The organism is Pseudomonas sp. NPDC077408, assembly GCF_050269105.1.
In the GTDB taxonomy this organism is placed as follows: domain Bacteria; phylum Pseudomonadota; class Gammaproteobacteria; order Pseudomonadales; family Pseudomonadaceae; genus Stutzerimonas.
This window is the reverse complement of the sequence record NZ_JBNNHS010000003.1, coordinates 109,715-126,233: the sequence shown is the minus strand read 5'-3', so window position 1 is coordinate 126,233 and position 16,519 is coordinate 109,715. Positions and strand designations below refer to the sequence as shown.

Genomic DNA, 16,519 nt, shown 5'->3' with positions numbered 1-16,519 from the left:
ACGCTAATGGATCAGCTTCTCTGGTTAGCGCAACACCCTGATCTTGGCAGCGCCCTCGGCGAGGCCAAACGCGAAGCCGACCCCTTCACTCGCCTGGATCTGGCTGCGAAGCTGGCCGGCTACCGCCGCGATTTCACGCTCACCACCCGGCTGGACCGGCTCGCAAGCGAAGGCTTGCGTGCGCTGGCGAACGGCGAAACGGCCAACAGCGGGCTGCGACCGTTGCGCATCGCCCTGCTGTCATCGCATACCGTGGATCATCTGGTGCCGGCGATTCGTGTCGCGGGCCTGCAGCGTCGCCTGGCGCTCTCGGTGCACGTCGCGCCCTATGGCATGTACCGTCAGGCGCTGCTGATGGACGACGCCGAGCTCGCCAACTTTGCCCCGCAACTGATCGTCCTGGCGCTGGATGCGCGAGACGCGCCGCTGCAGTTGCCGCTCGAAGCCTCGCAGGCAGACGTCGACGCCGCGGTCGCCGAACGGGTCGACGAGTTGCGCCTGCTGTGGCGCCGGGCACGCGAGCGCTACGCCGCCCAGGTCGTCCAGCAAACCATCGTGCCCGCCGACCCTCCGATTTTTGGTTCATTCGAAGCGCTGGTTCCGGCCTCGCCCTACGCGCTCATCGATCGCCTCAATACCGCAATCCGTGCCGCAGCCCGAGAAGACGGCGTATTACTGATGGACCTTGCCTGGGAAGCCGCCCGTGGCAGTTATGGCGACGGCCTGGCCGAACCGGTGCGCTGGCATCAGGCCAAGCAATTGGTCAGCCCGAACCTGGCGCCGCTGTATGGCGACCAACTGGCCCGCATCGCCGCCGCCAGCCTCGGTCTGTCGCGCAAGTGCCTGGTGTTGGACCTGGACAACACCCTGTGGGGCGGCGTAGTCGGTGACGATGGCGTAGACGGCATCCACCTCGGCCAGGGTTCGCCCAGCGGCGAAGCCTTCCTCGCCTTCCAGCGCTACGCAGCACAGCTGGCGCGCCGCGGCATCATCCTCGCGGTGTGCAGCAAGAATGATCTGAGCGTGGCCGAAGCGGCGTTCAATCATCCCGAGATGGCGCTCAAGCGCAGCGACATCGCGGCCTTCGTCGCCAACTGGGAAGACAAGGCTGGCAACCTGCGCCGCATCGCCTCGATGCTCGACATTGGGCTCGACAGCCTGGTGTTCGTCGATGACAACCCCGCCGAGCGCGACATCGTGCGTCGCGAGCTGCCGGAAGTCGCGGTCCCGGAACTGCCGGATGACGTGGCCGACTATCCGGCACGCGTCGCCGCCGCCGGGTACTTCGAGGCCGTCTCCTTCACCTCGGACGATGCCACACGCGGGCGCAACTATGCCTTGAACGCTGAGCGCAAAGCGGCAATGAGCCAGGCCACCGACATGGAAGGCTATTTGCGCGGACTGGAGATGGTGCTGACCGCCACCCCGATCGGCGCCGCCGAACTCGCCCGCAGCACGCAGCTGATCAACAAGACCAACCAGTTCAACCTCACCACGCGCCGCTATAGCGAAGCGGAGGTCGAGCGCATCGCCAGCGACCCGGCGGCGGTGGCTCTGGCAATCCGCCTGGCTGACAAGTTCGGTGATAACGGCCTGATCAGCGTTGTCCTGGCGCGTCCGGATGCAGCTGTCGCTAGCGACGAGCTGCTCATCGACAGCTGGCTGATGAGCTGTCGCGTACTGGGTCGCCAGGTCGAAGACGCGGTGCTCGATGTGCTGACCAACGCCGCCACCGCTGCCGGCTATCGCGCACTGATCGGTGAGTACCGGCCAACCGAACGTAACGGCATGGTCGCGGAGCATTTCCCCCGTCTGGGTTTCGTCCAGCATTCGGCGCCCGATGACAGCGCCCGCGAGGCCACCTTCTGGCGTTACGAACTCACATCCCCCCGCACACCCCGCCATTTCATCGAGGTATTGGCATGACCGAAGCAGAAGTACTCAAGCAACTCACCCCGGTTTTCCATGATGTGTTCGATGACGACAGCATTGTGCTGTCGCCAGAAATGACCGCCAACGACATCGAGGGCTGGGACAGCCAGACCCACGTGATGCTCACGGTCGCCGCCGAACAACGCTTCGGCATCAAGTTTCGGACGGCGGAGCTCGAGTCGCTGCGCAACGTCGGCCATTTCGCCCAAGTCATCAGCGCTAAGCTGGAGGGGAAATAATTCATGATCCAGACAGCAGATGTGCCCAGGGACGGGAGCAATGCCGAACAGGGAGCAACCAGCGCGGCCAGCGTGCCGGGCCGGGTGCGTTCGCGGTATCTGCTGTCGTTGTTTGCCGGGCTGTTCGGCGCGCTGGCGATATTTTGCCTGACGCTATTCGCGCTGAACCGGACCGGCAACCTGCCACCCCCGGCGTTCTCCAATATTTCCTGTGTCGATGAAAAGCTCAGCTTCCTGCGCGACAACCCGATCCAATCGCCGAATCTGCTGATCATCGGGTCTTCCGTGGCCTGGCGCCACGTGGACGGCCATGTGCTGACCGAGGCATTGCCCGGGGTGCGCCCGATGAACGGCGCCTTTTGTGGATTGTTCGCCAACCAGTCGACCTACGTAGGGCATTGGTTGCTAGACCGTCAGCCCAGCATTCGCAGTGTGGTGATGATTGCCGACCCACAGGATTTCGCCGGTTGCTGGCGTGTACCTACAGCGGTGCTCAACCGTGAGCACGTCGACCCTTACGTTTATGAAAACGCCTCCCCGTGGGGCCACTACATGCGCTATTTCTCGCCGAAGTCATTGGCGCGCAACGCGTTGACGGTCAAGGCTCAACGCGCCGGAGAAATCGAGTGGGACCCGCTCGTGTTCAACCGCTTCGGCGATGGCCCGCTGGTCACCAGCAATACCCGTGAGCTGCTGTACGGCCGCCCCGAGCCGCTGGATGCCAGCTGCTTCGCGGCCCTGGGCAAGATGAGCGCGCGCCTGGCGCAGGAAGGCCGAGAGCTGATGGTCGTCTCCACACCGCTGCACCCGCAGTGGAAGGAAAAGTACGATCCAGACGGTACGTTCCTGGCCGACTTCGACAAGCAAATCATGGAAACCCTCAACGCCACTGGTGGCACCTACTGGAATGCCGACAAAGACTGGGACACGCCGATGTCCTCCTTTGTCGACGCGGTACACCTGCGCTGGTCAGTGGTGCAGGGATTCACCGCAGCCCTGGCCGAGCAGATGCGCGACGCCGCAATCGCGCCTGTCCCATCCTCGACGCTGGAAACCGCGAAGCTGCCCTGACTGGCTGCCATCGGAATCAAAAAGCCCGGGCTGTCTGCACATGCCCGGGCTTTTTGCTGAACATACTTACGTTAAGCAGGCATCACGCGACCGCGACATTCGCCAAAGCCGATGGATGCCTGTCCATCCCGACGGCAACGTGCCTTGAGGATGATTTCGTCACCATCTTCCAGAAAGGTGCGAGTTTCGCCGCTGGGCAGTTCCAATGGCTGTTTGCCGCCCTGGGTGATCTCCAACAGGCTGCCGAGGCTTTCAGGACTGCTACCGGACAAGGTGCCGGAGCCGAACAGATCGCCGGGTTGCAAGCTGCAGCCGTTGACGCTGTGGTGCGCGACCATCTGCGCCACGGTCCAGTACATGTTCTTGGTGCTACTCAGTGCGATGCGCTGTGCAGGTTGGCCCTTGTCGCGCATGGCCTCGGTCAGCAGCAGCACTTCGAGTTCGATATCCAGCGCGCCCTGCTGCTGGTCCTGCTCATCAAACAGGTACGGCAGCGGCTGCGGATCGCCTTCGGGCCGCGCCGGTTGTGCACAACGGAACGGCTCGAGTGCTTCCGGCGTTACCACCCATGGCGACACGCTGGTGGCGAAGCTCTTCGAGAGGAACGGGCCAAGCGGCTGATATTCCCAAGCCTGTAGATCGCGCGCCGACCAATCATTGAGCAGGCAGAACCCGGCGACGTGACTGCTGGCTTCACCGATCGGGATCGATTCGCCACGGGCATTGCCTGCGCCGATCCAGATGCCCAGTTCCAGCTCATGGTCGAGCCGCTTGCTCGGGCCAAAGCTCGGCTCGCTGGCGCCCGGCGGCATGGTCTGGCCGTTGGGACGCTTGACGGTTACGCCGGACACATCAACCGTCGAGGCACGCCCGTGATAGCCGATGGGCACGTACTTGTAGTTGGGCAGCAAGGGGTTGTCCGGGCGGAACAGTTTGCCGACGTTGTTGGCGTGGTGGATGCCGACATAGAAGTCGGTGTAGTCGCCCACCTTGGCCGGTAGATGCATCTGGCAGCGGTCCATGGGCTGCAGTAACGACTCGCCCATGCCCTGAAGACGTTCACGCTGCGCGCTGCCCTCGCCGAGCATTCCCAGCAGTGCCCCTCGCAGCGCTTTGCGTGCAGGCGCTCCGAGCGCAAAGAAAGTGTTGAGGCTGCTGATGCTGGCCGCTTTCGCCGCTTCTAGCGCCCGGCCATCGAACACGCTGGCTTCGCAGGCGGCGCGCAAGTCGAGAATGTAATCACCAATGGCGACGCCACCGCGTGGCTGGTCGCCGTCACGGCTGAATATGCCCAGGGGTAGATTGGCGAGGGGGAAATCCGAATGGCCATTGGCCGACTCGACCCAGCTGCGTTGCTCTTGTTGTGCGGTCATGTCATTTCCCGTTTTTATCGAATGTCTTGGTCAGGCCGGCCCAGCAGCTGTCGTAATCGCTCTGCAGCTGCGGGCTTTCCAACGCTTGACGGGTGGCACGGAGCACCTGGCCGGTCTCAAACATAAAGGCCATGGTGTTCTCGATCTTGTGCGGTTTGAGTTCGGCCTTGATCGCCTGTTCAGTGGACACATGATCCGGGCCGTGGGCGCTCATGCAGTTGTGCAACGAGGCACCGCCCGGCGAGAAGCCATCGGCCTTCGCGTCGTAAGCGCCATCGATCAGCCCCATGAACTCGTTCATCAGGTTGCGGTGGAACCATGGCGGGCGGAAGGTGTTCTCCGCCACCATCCAGCGCGGCGGGAAGATCACGAAGTCGATATTGGCCATCCCGTGAACCGCACTGGGTGACGTGAGTACGGTGAAGATCGACGGATCGGGATGATCGAAACTGACGGTGCCGATGGTGTTGAAACGGCGCAGGTCGTATTTGTACGGCACGTTGTTACCATGCCAGGCGACCACGTCCAGTGGGGAGTGATCCAGTTCGGTTACCCAGAGTTCACCGAGAAACTTCTGCACCAGCTGCACCGGCTCGTCGCGCTCCTCGTAATGCGCAACCGGCGTCAGGAAATCGCGCGGGTTAGCCAGACCATTGCTGCCGATCGGCCCCAGGTCGGGCAGGCGCAGCGCACAGCCGTGGTTCTCACAGACATAGCCGCGCGCCGCCGAATCCAGCAGCTCGACCCGAAACCGCATACCACGCGGAATCACTGCAATCTCCAGCGGTGCGACTTCAAGCACGCCCAACTCCGTGACCAGCTTCAGCGCACCCTGCTGCGGCACGATCAACAGCTCGCCATCGGCATTGAAGAACACCCGCTCCATCGACTGATTCGCCGCGTACCGGTAGATGCTCGCCCCGGCAGGCTGGTTGGGTTCGGCATTGGCCACGACGCACGTCAGGCCATCGAGGAAATCAGTCGCAGCCTCGGGAAAAGGTTGCGGATTCCAGCGCAGTCGATTGGGCGTGACGGGACCCAGCTCTGCGTTGAGTTGCCGCTCCAGGCGCTGATAATGGCCGTGATGGGCCGATGGTCGAATGCGGTACAGCCAGGTTCGCCGAGCTTCGCTGCGCGCCACCGTAAAAGCGGTGCCGGAGAGCAATTCGGTATACAGGCCGTAGGGCACCTTTTGCGGCGAATTCTGCCCGACCGGCAATGCACCCGGCAGGGCCTCGCTGCTGAACTCGTTGCCGAAGCCGGACAGGTATCGAGAGGTTTCGCCCATTTGTTGTTGTGGTTGCATAGCCGTCTCTCATTTCGCGTAATGCGTTTACGCAAAAAGTAATTTGAACTCACCAGGGCGTCAAGTTATAAACAGCGCCTCGATAAGCGAGCCCGCACAAACAGGCATTTGAATTCATGGCAGACAGCAACGCGGACACGGCGCCACGGCGGCAGAAGGTACAGGCCGCAGAGGTAGGTACTGACATTCTCACTGCCCTGGCCGAACTGGCCCCGGCGACCTCCTTATCGCGCCTGGCCGAACATGTCGGAATGCCTGCCAGCAAGGTCCATCGCTATTTGCAGGCCCTGATGGCGAGCGGCTTCGCCGAGCAGGATCCACTGACGAACCATTACGGGCTGGGCCGCGCCGCGCTGTTCGTGGGCTTGGCCGCGTTGGGCCGACTGGACGTCGTCAAACTGGCAACGCCGCATCTGGCGCAGCTGCGTGATGAACTCAACGAAACCTGCTTTCTTGCGGTCTGGGGTAACCGCGGTCCGGCCGTCGTGCATGTCGAACAGGCGGTCCGTGCCGTGACGCTGGTGACACAGGTGGGCTCGGTGCTGCCTTTGCTGGGCTCATCGACCGGGTTGGTGTTCAACGCCTTCATGCCCAACGCCGAGACTGCGCAATTGCGCGAAGAGGAACTGAAGCTTCCCTCGGCACCCAGCCCTGCAGCCCTGCTCGCTGCCATGAGCGAACTGCAACGCACCCACATCCAGCCCGTGCACGGCCTGTTGATGGCTGGCGTCAACGCACTCTCCGCGCCGCTGTTCAGTGGCGACCGGCGGTTGGCAGGCGTGATCACCATCGTCGGTGGCGAGCCCGGCTTCATGGCCGAAGCGGATGGCGAGGCGGCAAAGCGACTGCTGACAGTGGCGCGCAAGATCAGCGCGCGGATGGGTGCCTAACGGAAAACAGAAGGAACGGCAGCAGCGAATGCTCCTGCCTCAATGGCGCAAATTGACTGGTGGCTGGCAAAGGACTAGCGTTCGTCTGTCTTTTCCAGACCCCGGAGGCATCATGGATATTCAAATCCGACCGCTTACGTCGTTCGAAGGCAGCAGCTGGGAGGTTCGCTTGAACCGAAACAAGGTCACGTTTCGCAGCGAGTCCGAGGCCCGAGCTTTCGTTCAGCTCCTCGAGTCGCGCCTATCAGCGCCCCATCAGCTACCCGACGTCGCCGCTGACCTTCAACTCCACAGCCGAGCTGGCTGATCGCATCAGGCAGGGTTGCATGTAGCAGTGCCAGCACCCCTGCCTTCCTTTGGCTAACGTCCGCCGAAACCAACCTCAGATACGCAGCGCGACACCCAGTCGCAATTCGCGGCCAGGCTCGTAACTGCCGCGTATGCCTTCATAGCCGGGAATGTTTTCGAAATCTTCGTTGCTGGCGTGATCCAGGTACTGCTTGTCGAACAGGTTCTTCAGCGTCAGGTTGAATACGAGTCGGTCATCGCTTAAGGCCGACCACTGGGCATAAAGGTCGTGCACGCCGTAACCGGGTTTGTCGAGCGTGCCCACAGCGGTCCGCAGCGAATCGACAGCCGTGACGAAGCGGCCCTGCCAGCCGAAACTCAACCTGTCGGTTGCACGGTAATCGGCGAAACCTGTCCAGGTGTCGCCCAGGGTCGTGCCGAGTCCGTTGTGCTCGTAGACATTGAGCTCCTCACCGTCCAGCTCGACATCGTTGTGGTGGTAGCTCAGCCCGACGCTCAGCTGCTGCCAGTGGTAGGAGCTCTGCAACAGCATGCCCTGCGTCTGTAGCGTGCCCCCGTTCACGTAGAGGTTGGGACGGCCGCTCGGGTCGTAGATTGCATCCCGAACGCGGGTGTCATAAACCCGCCCGGACAACTCCAGCCCGCCTTGGCGATACTCGAAACCGACTTCATTGGTACGTGCCTTCTCGGCGTCCAGCTCCGGGTCGTTGCCGGAAGCATCGAGCTTGAACGCATCCCGTACCTGCACGCCACGTAAAGCCTGCGCATGGCTGGCCAGCAGGGCCAGTTCCGGAGTCAGCTGATAACGAAGACTCACGTTGGGGCTAAAGCCCGAGTCCGAAAAATCCTGGCCGTCACGGTCGTCGAGGCGGTAACGGTCGTAGCGTAGGCCTATGCCCAGCAGCAGCTTTTCGGTGGCCTGATAGCTGTCCTGTAGATAGAAGCCCAGCACGTCGCCGTTCTCTTCATCCAGATCTCGATCGCCATCCGGCCCCAGGCGGGTGCGGTCATCTCGATAATCGACACCATAGGTCAGTCTATGGGCGCCCAGTTCGCTGGTGTTGCGCATGTCCAGCCCAGCGCTGGTGGTATCGCCAATGTAGAGGCCATAGCGACCGTCTTGCTGCAGCTCGGTGGAGGTGTGGTAGGTCGTTACTTCGACATCGAGCAAGTCGTTGCTCAGCGGGTTCCAGCCGTAATTGAACGTCAGCGTTTCCCGCTCCGTCTCAAGCGGGAACAGGGGGTTGAAGCCGCTTGGAATCCACTGCGGACGCTGGCTGCGTTCACCCTCGTCAGTCCGTTTTTCGTAAGCCAGGCGCAACGTCTGCTCATCCGTCAATCGGCCCACCAGCTTGGCGAACCCCAACTGTTGACGCGCACCGGTGCCGAGTACATCCCGCCCGTTGCCATCTTCGTAGTCGTTCTGGTCCTGGTAAGTCGTCACCGCCATGGCCGACCAGGCGTCGTTGAACCGGCCGAACAAGCTGGTGCTGGATTTATAGCCTTCGGCATTGCTGAAGTAGGTGCCTTTGATCAGGCCGCCGACGCGTTCCCCGGCACGCAGCAGATCGTCCGGGTCTTTGGTCACGAAACGGACGGAGCCACCCAGTGCGCCTGGTCCTGCGGTTGCGTCGCCCGTGCCGGGCTGAACCTCGGCTCGCTTGAGAAGCTCCGGCTCAATTCCGATGCGCCCCGTATGGTGGAAGGTCTGGCCCGGCTGGTTGGCGCCGTCGATGGTGATGTTCAACAGCGTGTCTTCGAGGCCTCGGAGGTAGAGCTTCTGAGCGACACCCGGGCCGCCCCCGACAGACACCTCCGGGCTGGCCTCGAATACATCCTGTAGGTCAGCAGCTTGATAATGCTCTAGCTGCTCGGCTTCGACGCTGTCGCCTTGTACGTGGCGAGCAATCACCTCGCTGCCGGTCAGTTCCAACGGCTCCTTGGTTTGCGCTTGCGCCTGGCAGGGCATGGAGACAATCAGCGCAGCAAAGGACAGCGAACCGAGAAGCGATAGCGGGATAGGACAGTGTTGCATGAAGAACCTCGGATCATTAATGCGAACGTTTCGTATTAACGATTCTCACCCACAACACCGTGCCCGCGTATCACTTTTACAACTGTTACGTTGTGTCCCCAGGGCGAGGCAACCAGATGGTCATGCACAACCCGCCTTGCTCGTGATTTGTCGCAGCCAGACGCCCACCGATCGCGCCAATCTGCCGTTGGGCCAAAGCCAGCCCCAGGCCAAAACCCGGGCGATCACCGCTGACCCGCTCGAACGGCTGAAAAATACGTTCAAGCCACTGCGGTGGTACGCCCGGGCCCTGATCGATGATGTCCAGCCGATAGCTCTGGGCTTCGGCTTGAAGCTCAACCCACACTTTTTTGCCTGGCGGTGTGTGATCGAGTGCATTGCGCACGATGTTCTCGATCGCTTGGCCAAGCGCGCGGTGGCAGCTGCCAACCAGCTCCGCTTCGGCGGGTAGCTGCGTTTCAATTTGACGATCCGGATATTCGAAGCGCGCATCGTCGAGAATGCTGTCGAGCAAGTCCGTCAGATCCAGCGTTTCGTCACGCAGCGTTGGCCGCTCTGTCTCGAGCCAACTGAGCGTCAGCGCATCCTCGACCAAGCGACGCATTGCCGAACAGTCCTGGCGAATGCGCGGCAGCAATGCAGCAGTGTCGCCGCCCTGCTCCGCCAAACTGACCGCCATCTCGATGCGTGCCAGCGGCGTTCGAAGCTCATGGGACATTTCGGCCAGCCGCTGACGCTGATCGATGATCAGTCCGCCGATGCGCTCAGCCATGGCGTCAAAGGTCTCGGCTACACCTGCAAGCTCGTCGCGTCTTGAACCCAACAGCGCACCCGCACGGGCGGTGTAGTCGCCTTCGCTGAACTGTCGGGTGGCCTGCTCCAACCTCCGCAACGGTTGCATCAAGTGGCGATAGAGCAACAAACAGCCACAGACCAACAACACCAGGGGCAGCACCAGTTCGAGTAGCAGCCGCGCTGGATACCAGTAATGCCCTGGGCGCATGCGCTGCGGCAACTGGATCAGGAAGCGCAGCTGCCCATCAGCGAATGGCACGTCCATGATCGGATTTTCCTGAAAGTAGAGATGGATCTTCCAAGACGGATCCCGCCCAAGGCTGAACTCCCGCATGAAGCGCTCGGACAGTTCACTACCGGTAAGGGCGTGCAATTGCGGATCGATGATCGCCGCCCAGGTTTGCTCTCGCTGCTGAAGCATCCGCAACCACTCTCGCAAAGCCTTTTCGTCGCCGGCACGGTATAGGACTTCGGCCTGCGCGCCGTACTCACGCAGCGTGCGTTGATGCTCGGCGTCAATGAAGCTCATCTGCTCCTCTGCCTGACCGCTCAAGCGCGCAATGACCCAGAACAACGCTACGCTTCCCAGGGCAACGCCGAGGCACAACTTCCAGAACAGTCGCCGGTTCATTGGAAGCTGTAACCACGACCGTGGAGCGTCTGCAGGCGATCGGCCGCCAGCCCGGCTTCGGTCAGACGGCGACGAATGCGGCTGACGTGCATGTCGAGGCTACGGTCGTAGCCGCTGTGCTCGCGTTCGAAAACAACCCGGTACAGATAAGGTTTGGTCAGCACCTCGCCAGGCTGCAACATCAGTTGCCATAGCAGCCGGAACTGCAAGGGCGTCAGTGCCAGGTCCTGTTCTCCAACGCGGGCACGTAGCGTGTGTCGATCCAACACTAGGGCGTCGACGTTCAATGAAGACGGCTGTACGGCTCGGCTCTCGGCGCTACGCGTTCGCCGCAATATGGCATCGATGCGTAGCTGCAATTCGGTCGGGTTGAAGGGTTTGGCGAGGTAATCATCCGCCCCATGACGCAACCCTCGAATTCGCTCCTCTTCAGCACCGCAAGCGGTCAGCATGATGACCGGCGTTTGTTGCTGCTCGCGCAAGCGACGTAACACGGAGAAACCGTTCATGTCCGGCAGCATCACATCCAGCAAAATCAGGTCCGGCGCGTTAGCCAATGCCATCGCCAAGCCACTCTCACCCAGCTGGCTCAAGCGCACCGTGTATCCCTGCAAACGAAGCAACTCTCCCAGTTGCGCGCTCAGCACCTGATCATCCTCGATGACCAATACTTCAGCCAGAAACGCCCCCATCTCGACTCCCTGTCGGGTGAGTTACACCCATCGCCAGAAGATAATAATTCTCATATAGGGTAAGGCAAGTTGTCCGGCCGGGCTATCAACGCGTGGCCGTTATCGCCATTGTCCGCTCCGCCCGTCTTCATGGCTGAGCCGGATGGCGATGCGGCAAAACGCAGCGAGAAGAGACACCAGCGATAACGAACGCTTAGTGCTGCAACGGCAAATACGGACTGTTTGCTGATTCGAGAGTATTGCGCGGGACCAGCGTTAGTTAATCTCTGCCGGTGCCCCATCAGATTGAGGGGAAGATCCTGCTGAAGACGCGAAGCAAACTCTGTTTCGACCAGTTTGCTTGGCGGTGTATAGCGCATCGCCGGTTTTTAGGAGACGCGAGTGATAGGCCAACACGCCTCGCCGAGAACAGCAGCCCGGCCCAAGATAGCGATACCTGCGAGCAAACGGCTCCCAGGCCTCGGAACGCGATCTCACGATCGCGGCTGCTCTCCCTCGGCCAGGCGCAATGAACCTTTTATAGCGTCAGGGCAACGGGTTCCCTAACCCCGGCTCGTTCGGGTCGATATCGGGCGTGCTTTTCGGCGGGCCTGAGGGCTGGGTGCCCTTGTCATGTCCAGAACCGGGTTGGACATCTGGATTATCGGTAATGAAATCAGGCTCAGGAGAATGGCTGGGGTTCTGGTCCTGCCCCGGCACCGGTTGTTGATTGTGGGGTCTGTCAAGCGGATCGATACTCATGGAACACCTCCCGTTAACCATATGTGATTCCAAGATTCGATGCAGTTGCGGGTGATTGGTGCCAGCCGCAGGTCGTGCCGCAGAGTTTGTCCAAACCGCTCATCCACCTTGGTGGCATTTGCCATTGTTGCGGGCACCACGCAGCGCCAATATCCGGACAACTCAATAACAACAACATCCAGGAGCCAGCCATGCGCGACCATGCCACTGCGGCCAGCGAATTCGACTTTCAGCAGACGGTCTCGGCCATCCTCAGCGGTGATCTCTCCGCCATGAATGCCTGCGTCGAGTGTTGTGACCGTCACGCCGACTCGGACAAGGTCGCGCTTATCTGGGAAGGCCGCGACGGCCAGCGAGCCACCTGGACCTTCGCACAGCTCAAGGAAGCCGCGGCACGCTTCGCCAATCTGTTGGACAGTTATGGCATCAAGCCGGGCGATACCGTTGCCGGCCTGTTGCCACGCACCCCCGAATTGCTAATTACGATCCTCGGCACATGGCGCGCTGGCGCTATCTATCAGCCGCTGTTCACCGCCTTCGGCCCAAAAGCGGTTGAGCATCGAGTCAAGGAATCCGGCGCCAAGCTGGTCGTCACCGATGCTGCCAACAGCGAGAAGCTGGACGCCGTTGAAAGCGCCCCGCGCCGCCTGGTCGTAGGCGATGGCGCCGACGACTTCTGGACCCAGGTCAACCAGCAATCGAGCGCATTCGAACCGGTGCTGCTGGCGGGTGACGCCCCCTTCCTCGCCATGTTCACCTCCGGCACCACCGGGCCGGCAAAGCAGCTGCATGTGCCGCTCAAGGCCATCGTCGCGTTCGTCACCTACATGCGCGATGCAGTCGATCTGCGACCCGAGGACAATTTCTGGAACATCGCTGATCCTGGCTGGGCGTACGGCCTGTATTACGCCGTCACCGGGCCGCTCGCCATGGGCCATTCGACCTTGTTTTACGAAGGCGGCTTCACCGTCGACAGCACCTGCCGCGTCGTCAATGAATACAAGATCACCAACATGGCCGGCTCACCCACCGCGTTCCGCTTGCTGTTGGCGGCCAAGGACGAGGTCGAAGGCAAGATCAAGGGTCGCCTGCGCGCCGTGAGCAGCGCAGGTGAGCCGCTCACCCCCGAAGTGATCCGCTGGTTCAGCAGCGGCCTTGGCTGCACGATCCACGACCATTACGGACAGACCGAACTCGGCATGGTCCTGTGTAACCACCATGCGCTGAGCCATACCGTGCGCATCGGCACGGCGGGCTACGCGATGCCCGGGCACCGCGTCGTGGTCATCGATGATCAACAACGCGAGCTGGAGCCCGGCAAACCGGGAATGCTCGCGCTGGACCGCAACCAGTCTCCCCTGCTCTGGTTCAACGGTTATGTGGGCACCCGCACCAAAGCCTTCGTTGGGCATTACTACCTGAGCGGTGACACCGTCGAGCTCAATGACGACGGCAGCATCAGCTTCGTTGGCCGCGCCGATGACGTGATCACCACATCCGGCTACCGGGTCGGCCCTTTCGACGTGGAAAGCGCCCTGGTAGAACACCCGGCCGTGATCGAAGCGGCGGTGATCGGCAAGCCCGATCCAGAGCGCACCGAACTGGTGAAGGCCTTCGTTGTGCTGCATGCGAGCCACAATGCCGACCAAGCATTGGCCGACGAGCTGCAACAACACGTGCGTCAGCGCCTTTCCGCCCACGCCTACCCGCGCGAAATCGAGTTCGTCAGCGAACTTCCGAAGACCCCGAGCGGAAAAATTCAGCGATTCCTGCTGCGCGACCGGGAAAAGACAGCGCAGCAACCCACGACAGCAGCGGCGAGCTGAACCCAGACGGTCGACACCTTACAACCTGGCGGCGTCAGGCTGCCGCCAGTCAATGCTATCGGCGTGGCGTAAGCCTTCGGCGGCCCAGGGTGGCCGCTTCTTTTTGGCAGCCGGCATGACGGCTGCCAAAACTCGCGCCGGTACCGAGCCATACAGCTGTCGCGCCGAAGGACACCAACCTGAGGCGGCGATATTAGGATTCTCATGACCGTTTCGACCGAAGACCGCATGCTGCACACCGAGCACGGCGACGTATTCACGCGGCGCTGGCGCACCCGCCACTCGCGCAGGCCACCCATCGTCCTGATGCACGACTCCCTCGGCTGCGTCGAGCTGTGGCGCGACTTTCCCGAGCGCCTTGCTGTGGCCACCGAGCGCGACGTCATTGCCTACGACCGGCTCGGCTTTGGTCGCTCCGCAGCGCATCCGGGTGGCTGGTCGAACAGCTTCATTCGCGACGAAGCCGAGCGGTACTTTCCGCCGGTACGGCATGCGCTGGATATCGAGCATTTCATCGCGCTCGGCCACAGCGTGGGCGGCATCATGGCCGCCAGCCTCGCTGCCCATCACCCTGGCAATTGCCGCGCGCTAATCACCATCGCCGCCCTTGCCTTTGTCGAAGATCGAACCTTGCAAGGCATCCGCGCCACCCAAGCGGCATTTGCCGAACCGGGCCAGGTCGACCGCCTACGCAAATACCACGGCGCAAAGGCCGAGTGGATTCTCTGGGCCTGGATCGACACCTGGCTTTCGGACAGTTATGCCAACTGGACAATCGAAGAAAGCGCCCCGGGCTTCGCCTGCCCATTACTGGGCATTCATGGGCGGGACGACGAATACGGTTCGCTGGATCATCTTCACCGTGTCGCTGCGCTGGGGAGCGGCGGCGTGCAAAAACTTCCGCTCGACGGCTGCCAGCACGTTCCCCATCGTGAGCGGCCCGAGACAGTGCTCGACACGGTTGCCTGCTTTCTCCAAGAGCAAGGGGAAGGACAGATGCAATCAACCGTTTATCGCGGGCTTGAATAGAAGGCCAGCGCGGTAGCCGTAATCAGGATCAGCGCCATACCCACGATTTGAAGGCCGGCCAGGCTTTCGTTGAGAACTGCGACGCCGAACAGCGTCGCACTCACCGGCTCAACCATTGCCACCACCGAAGCGACAGATGGCGCGGTATGGTTCAGGCCGATGATATACAGCGTGAAGGACAACCCCGCGCCAAGCACGCCCAGTAGCATGAACAGCGGCCAGCTCGGCGAACGGAAAACAGCCATGACCTGGTTGGCCTCGACAAGCCAGATGAACACGGTGACAAGCGCGGCGAAAGCGATGACAAGAATCGCCTGTGGGCTGCCGTGCGGCGCCGCATATTTGAAGCCAAAAATGAAGACCGCGTAGGACAGCCCTGCAAGCAGTCCGGCGCCCGCGCCGATCAACGTGACGCCACCCGCGCCATTCTTGTAGACGCCTGTCAGCAGCACGATGCCAAGCATCACCATCCCGATCGCGCCCCACTTCAGTGGAGTCGATCGTTCCAGTTTGAGGACGAATGACACCAGGTAAACGAACACTGGCGCGCAATACATCAGCGTCGCTGCAACAGCTACGCTGCTTTGCCTGATGCTCACGAAATAGAAAGCGAAGTTGCCGGCCACACCGAGCCCTGCGATCACCGACCAGAACCAGAGCTTGCGGTTTGCCAGTCCGCTGGCACCTGGTCGCAACGCTAGCCAGAGGAGAACAGACAACAACCCGATGGCGCCTCGAAAGAACGAAACGACGAACGCATCCCAGCCATCGCTCAAGAGAACACCGGCGATCCCGCCCGATATTCCCCAGCAAAGCGCCGCCATCGCCACAAGCACCGTGCCCTTACGCGCCATTGCCATAGCCTCGTCCGGAGTGGCGACGGCCCTGTCACTTCGATTAACCCTGTCCTCTGTTCGATACTCGCAAGCCAAGGCCGTTCGTATGCCCAACGCAGCCAGACCGTCCGGTAATGCATCGAAGTCGCCTGATCAGTACGGCTTTCGGCAATCAGCAGAGGCAGGTCGTCTGCCTGCGGCAGCCGAAGGAGACCTGCGTCCGTACGGGAAAACACGGTCGCAGCCAATGAAGCGACCTTTAGTACGCCGGTCATCTGTTTTTCAGCTATGACTGACGAGACAGGTTCGATCCGACCATTGACCAGAGGAAGCCAGATGGAGCGATTCACCGGTGGTTGCCTGTGCGGCAACTTGCGGATTGTGGCGACGGGCCGCCCGAAGCGGGTTGGCCTATGCCATTGCCTCGACTGTCGAAAGCATCACGGTGCCCTCTTCTACGCCGCCGCTGTGTTTGCGCAGGATGCCGTGACGATTACCGGCGAAGCGCAGGACTATGCCGGGCGACATTTCTGCCCCCGCTGTGGCTCGTCCGTTTTTGCACGCACAGCAGACGAAATCGAAGTGCATCTGGGTTCCCTCGACGCTCCTGATCAACTGATGCCCAGTTACGAAAGCTGGACGGTTCGTCGCGAGGCCTGGTTGCCGCTGTTTCCGCTCACGCGTCACGAACGGGACCGTGATACCAGCGCTGACGACCCGCCCCCCAAATTGCAGACCTAAAGAGACCCTTCGGCCATCCGGATCGCTCGCCACCGCACGGCAGATCTTCGAAGCCAAGGCACCGCGCGGTGCA

Annotated in this window: 15 protein-coding genes; 8 read left to right on the top strand and 7 right to left on the bottom strand. The window is 61.6% G+C overall.

Annotation, left to right across the window (positions count from 1 at the left end; translation table 11 throughout):
* The first annotated feature begins 6 nt into the window (after positions 1-6).
* The 3 genes from ACQKEK_RS09965 to ACQKEK_RS09955 are packed head-to-tail and all read left to right on the top strand — an operon-like array spanning position 7 to position 3,242.
* Positions 7-1,926 carry an HAD-IIIC family phosphatase gene (locus ACQKEK_RS09965; RefSeq protein WP_499142390.1) on the top strand — a complete coding sequence of 640 codons (1,920 nt, stop codon included), beginning with the start codon at positions 7-9 and terminating at the stop codon, positions 1,924-1,926.
* Entirely contained in the window at positions 1,923-2,171 is a 249-nt protein-coding gene (locus tag ACQKEK_RS09960; protein ID WP_019339589.1) for an acyl carrier protein, read from the top strand. Before ACQKEK_RS09965 ends, ACQKEK_RS09960 begins: the two co-directional genes overlap by 4 nt.
* A 3-nt stretch (positions 2,172-2,174) precedes the next feature.
* Positions 2,175-3,242 (top strand): hypothetical protein, encoded by a 1,068-nt coding sequence (locus ACQKEK_RS09955; protein ID WP_499142389.1) that lies wholly within the window; start codon positions 2,175-2,177, stop codon positions 3,240-3,242.
* Between the two features lie 71 nt (positions 3,243-3,313).
* On the opposite strand, the gene fahA is transcribed toward ACQKEK_RS09955, so the two are convergent.
* Both fahA and hmgA read right to left on the bottom strand, forming a co-directional pair.
* Complete coding sequence (fahA, locus tag ACQKEK_RS09950; RefSeq protein WP_499142387.1) at positions 3,314-4,615, bottom strand: fumarylacetoacetase; 1,302 nt, start codon at positions 4,613-4,615, stop codon at positions 3,314-3,316.
* A 1-nt stretch (position 4,616) separates the two neighbouring features.
* Complete coding sequence (hmgA, locus tag ACQKEK_RS09945; RefSeq protein WP_499142926.1) at positions 4,617-5,903, bottom strand: homogentisate 1,2-dioxygenase; 1,287 nt, start codon at positions 5,901-5,903, stop codon at positions 4,617-4,619.
* A gap of 134 nt (positions 5,904-6,037) precedes the next feature.
* Between hmgA and ACQKEK_RS09940 the strand changes: the two genes are divergently transcribed.
* Both ACQKEK_RS09940 and ACQKEK_RS09935 read left to right on the top strand, forming a co-directional pair.
* Positions 6,038-6,811: an IclR family transcriptional regulator gene (locus ACQKEK_RS09940; protein ID WP_499142385.1), complete on the top strand. Its 774-nt coding sequence runs from the start codon at positions 6,038-6,040 to the stop codon at positions 6,809-6,811.
* A 112-nt stretch (positions 6,812-6,923) separates the two neighbouring features.
* Positions 6,924-7,118, top strand: a complete 195-nt coding sequence (locus ACQKEK_RS09935) for a hypothetical protein (RefSeq protein WP_128120821.1) — start codon at positions 6,924-6,926, stop codon at positions 7,116-7,118.
* A 75-nt stretch (positions 7,119-7,193) separates the two neighbouring features.
* Here ACQKEK_RS09935 and ACQKEK_RS09930 read toward each other — a convergent pair whose 3' ends face one another.
* The 4 genes from ACQKEK_RS09930 to ACQKEK_RS09915 form a co-directional block, all read right to left on the bottom strand.
* Complete coding sequence (locus ACQKEK_RS09930) at positions 7,194-9,155, bottom strand: TonB-dependent receptor domain-containing protein (protein ID WP_499142383.1); 1,962 nt, start codon at positions 9,153-9,155, stop codon at positions 7,194-7,196.
* 85 nt (positions 9,156-9,240) lie between these two features.
* Positions 9,241-10,581, bottom strand: coding sequence for a histidine kinase sensor domain-containing protein (locus tag ACQKEK_RS09925; protein ID WP_499142381.1), 1,341 nt, complete (start codon positions 10,579-10,581; stop codon positions 9,241-9,243).
* On the bottom strand, positions 10,578-11,273 hold the full coding sequence (locus ACQKEK_RS09920; RefSeq protein WP_499142379.1) for a response regulator transcription factor: 696 nt from the start codon (positions 11,271-11,273) through the stop codon (positions 10,578-10,580). Before ACQKEK_RS09920 ends, ACQKEK_RS09925 begins: the two co-directional genes overlap by 4 nt.
* A 525-nt stretch (positions 11,274-11,798) precedes the next feature.
* A complete protein-coding gene (locus ACQKEK_RS09915; RefSeq protein WP_499142377.1) occupies positions 11,799-12,014 on the bottom strand; it encodes a hypothetical protein in 216 nt (71 codons plus the stop codon).
* Between the two features lie 191 nt (positions 12,015-12,205).
* Here ACQKEK_RS09915 and ACQKEK_RS09910 point away from each other — a divergent pair, with 191 nt between their 5' ends.
* Together ACQKEK_RS09910 and ACQKEK_RS09905 are read left to right on the top strand one after the other, a co-directional pair.
* Positions 12,206-13,840 carry an acyl-CoA synthetase gene (locus tag ACQKEK_RS09910; RefSeq protein WP_499142375.1) on the top strand — a complete coding sequence of 545 codons (1,635 nt, stop codon included), beginning with the start codon at positions 12,206-12,208 and terminating at the stop codon, positions 13,838-13,840.
* A gap of 204 nt (positions 13,841-14,044) precedes the next feature.
* Positions 14,045-14,869 (top strand): alpha/beta fold hydrolase, encoded by an 825-nt coding sequence (locus ACQKEK_RS09905; RefSeq protein ID WP_499142373.1) that lies wholly within the window; start codon positions 14,045-14,047, stop codon positions 14,867-14,869.
* On the opposite strand, the gene ACQKEK_RS09900 is transcribed toward ACQKEK_RS09905, so the two are convergent.
* Entirely contained in the window at positions 14,851-15,729 is an 879-nt protein-coding gene (locus ACQKEK_RS09900; RefSeq protein ID WP_499142371.1) for a DMT family transporter, read from the bottom strand. The two genes, ACQKEK_RS09905 and ACQKEK_RS09900, sit on opposite strands and share 19 nt — an antisense overlap.
* 312 nt (positions 15,730-16,041) lie before the next feature.
* On the opposite strand from ACQKEK_RS09900, the gene ACQKEK_RS09895 reads away from it, so the two are divergent.
* Positions 16,042-16,446: a GFA family protein gene (locus tag ACQKEK_RS09895; protein ID WP_499142369.1), complete on the top strand. Its 405-nt coding sequence runs from the start codon at positions 16,042-16,044 to the stop codon at positions 16,444-16,446.
* Positions 16,447-16,519: the final 73 nt, after the last annotated feature.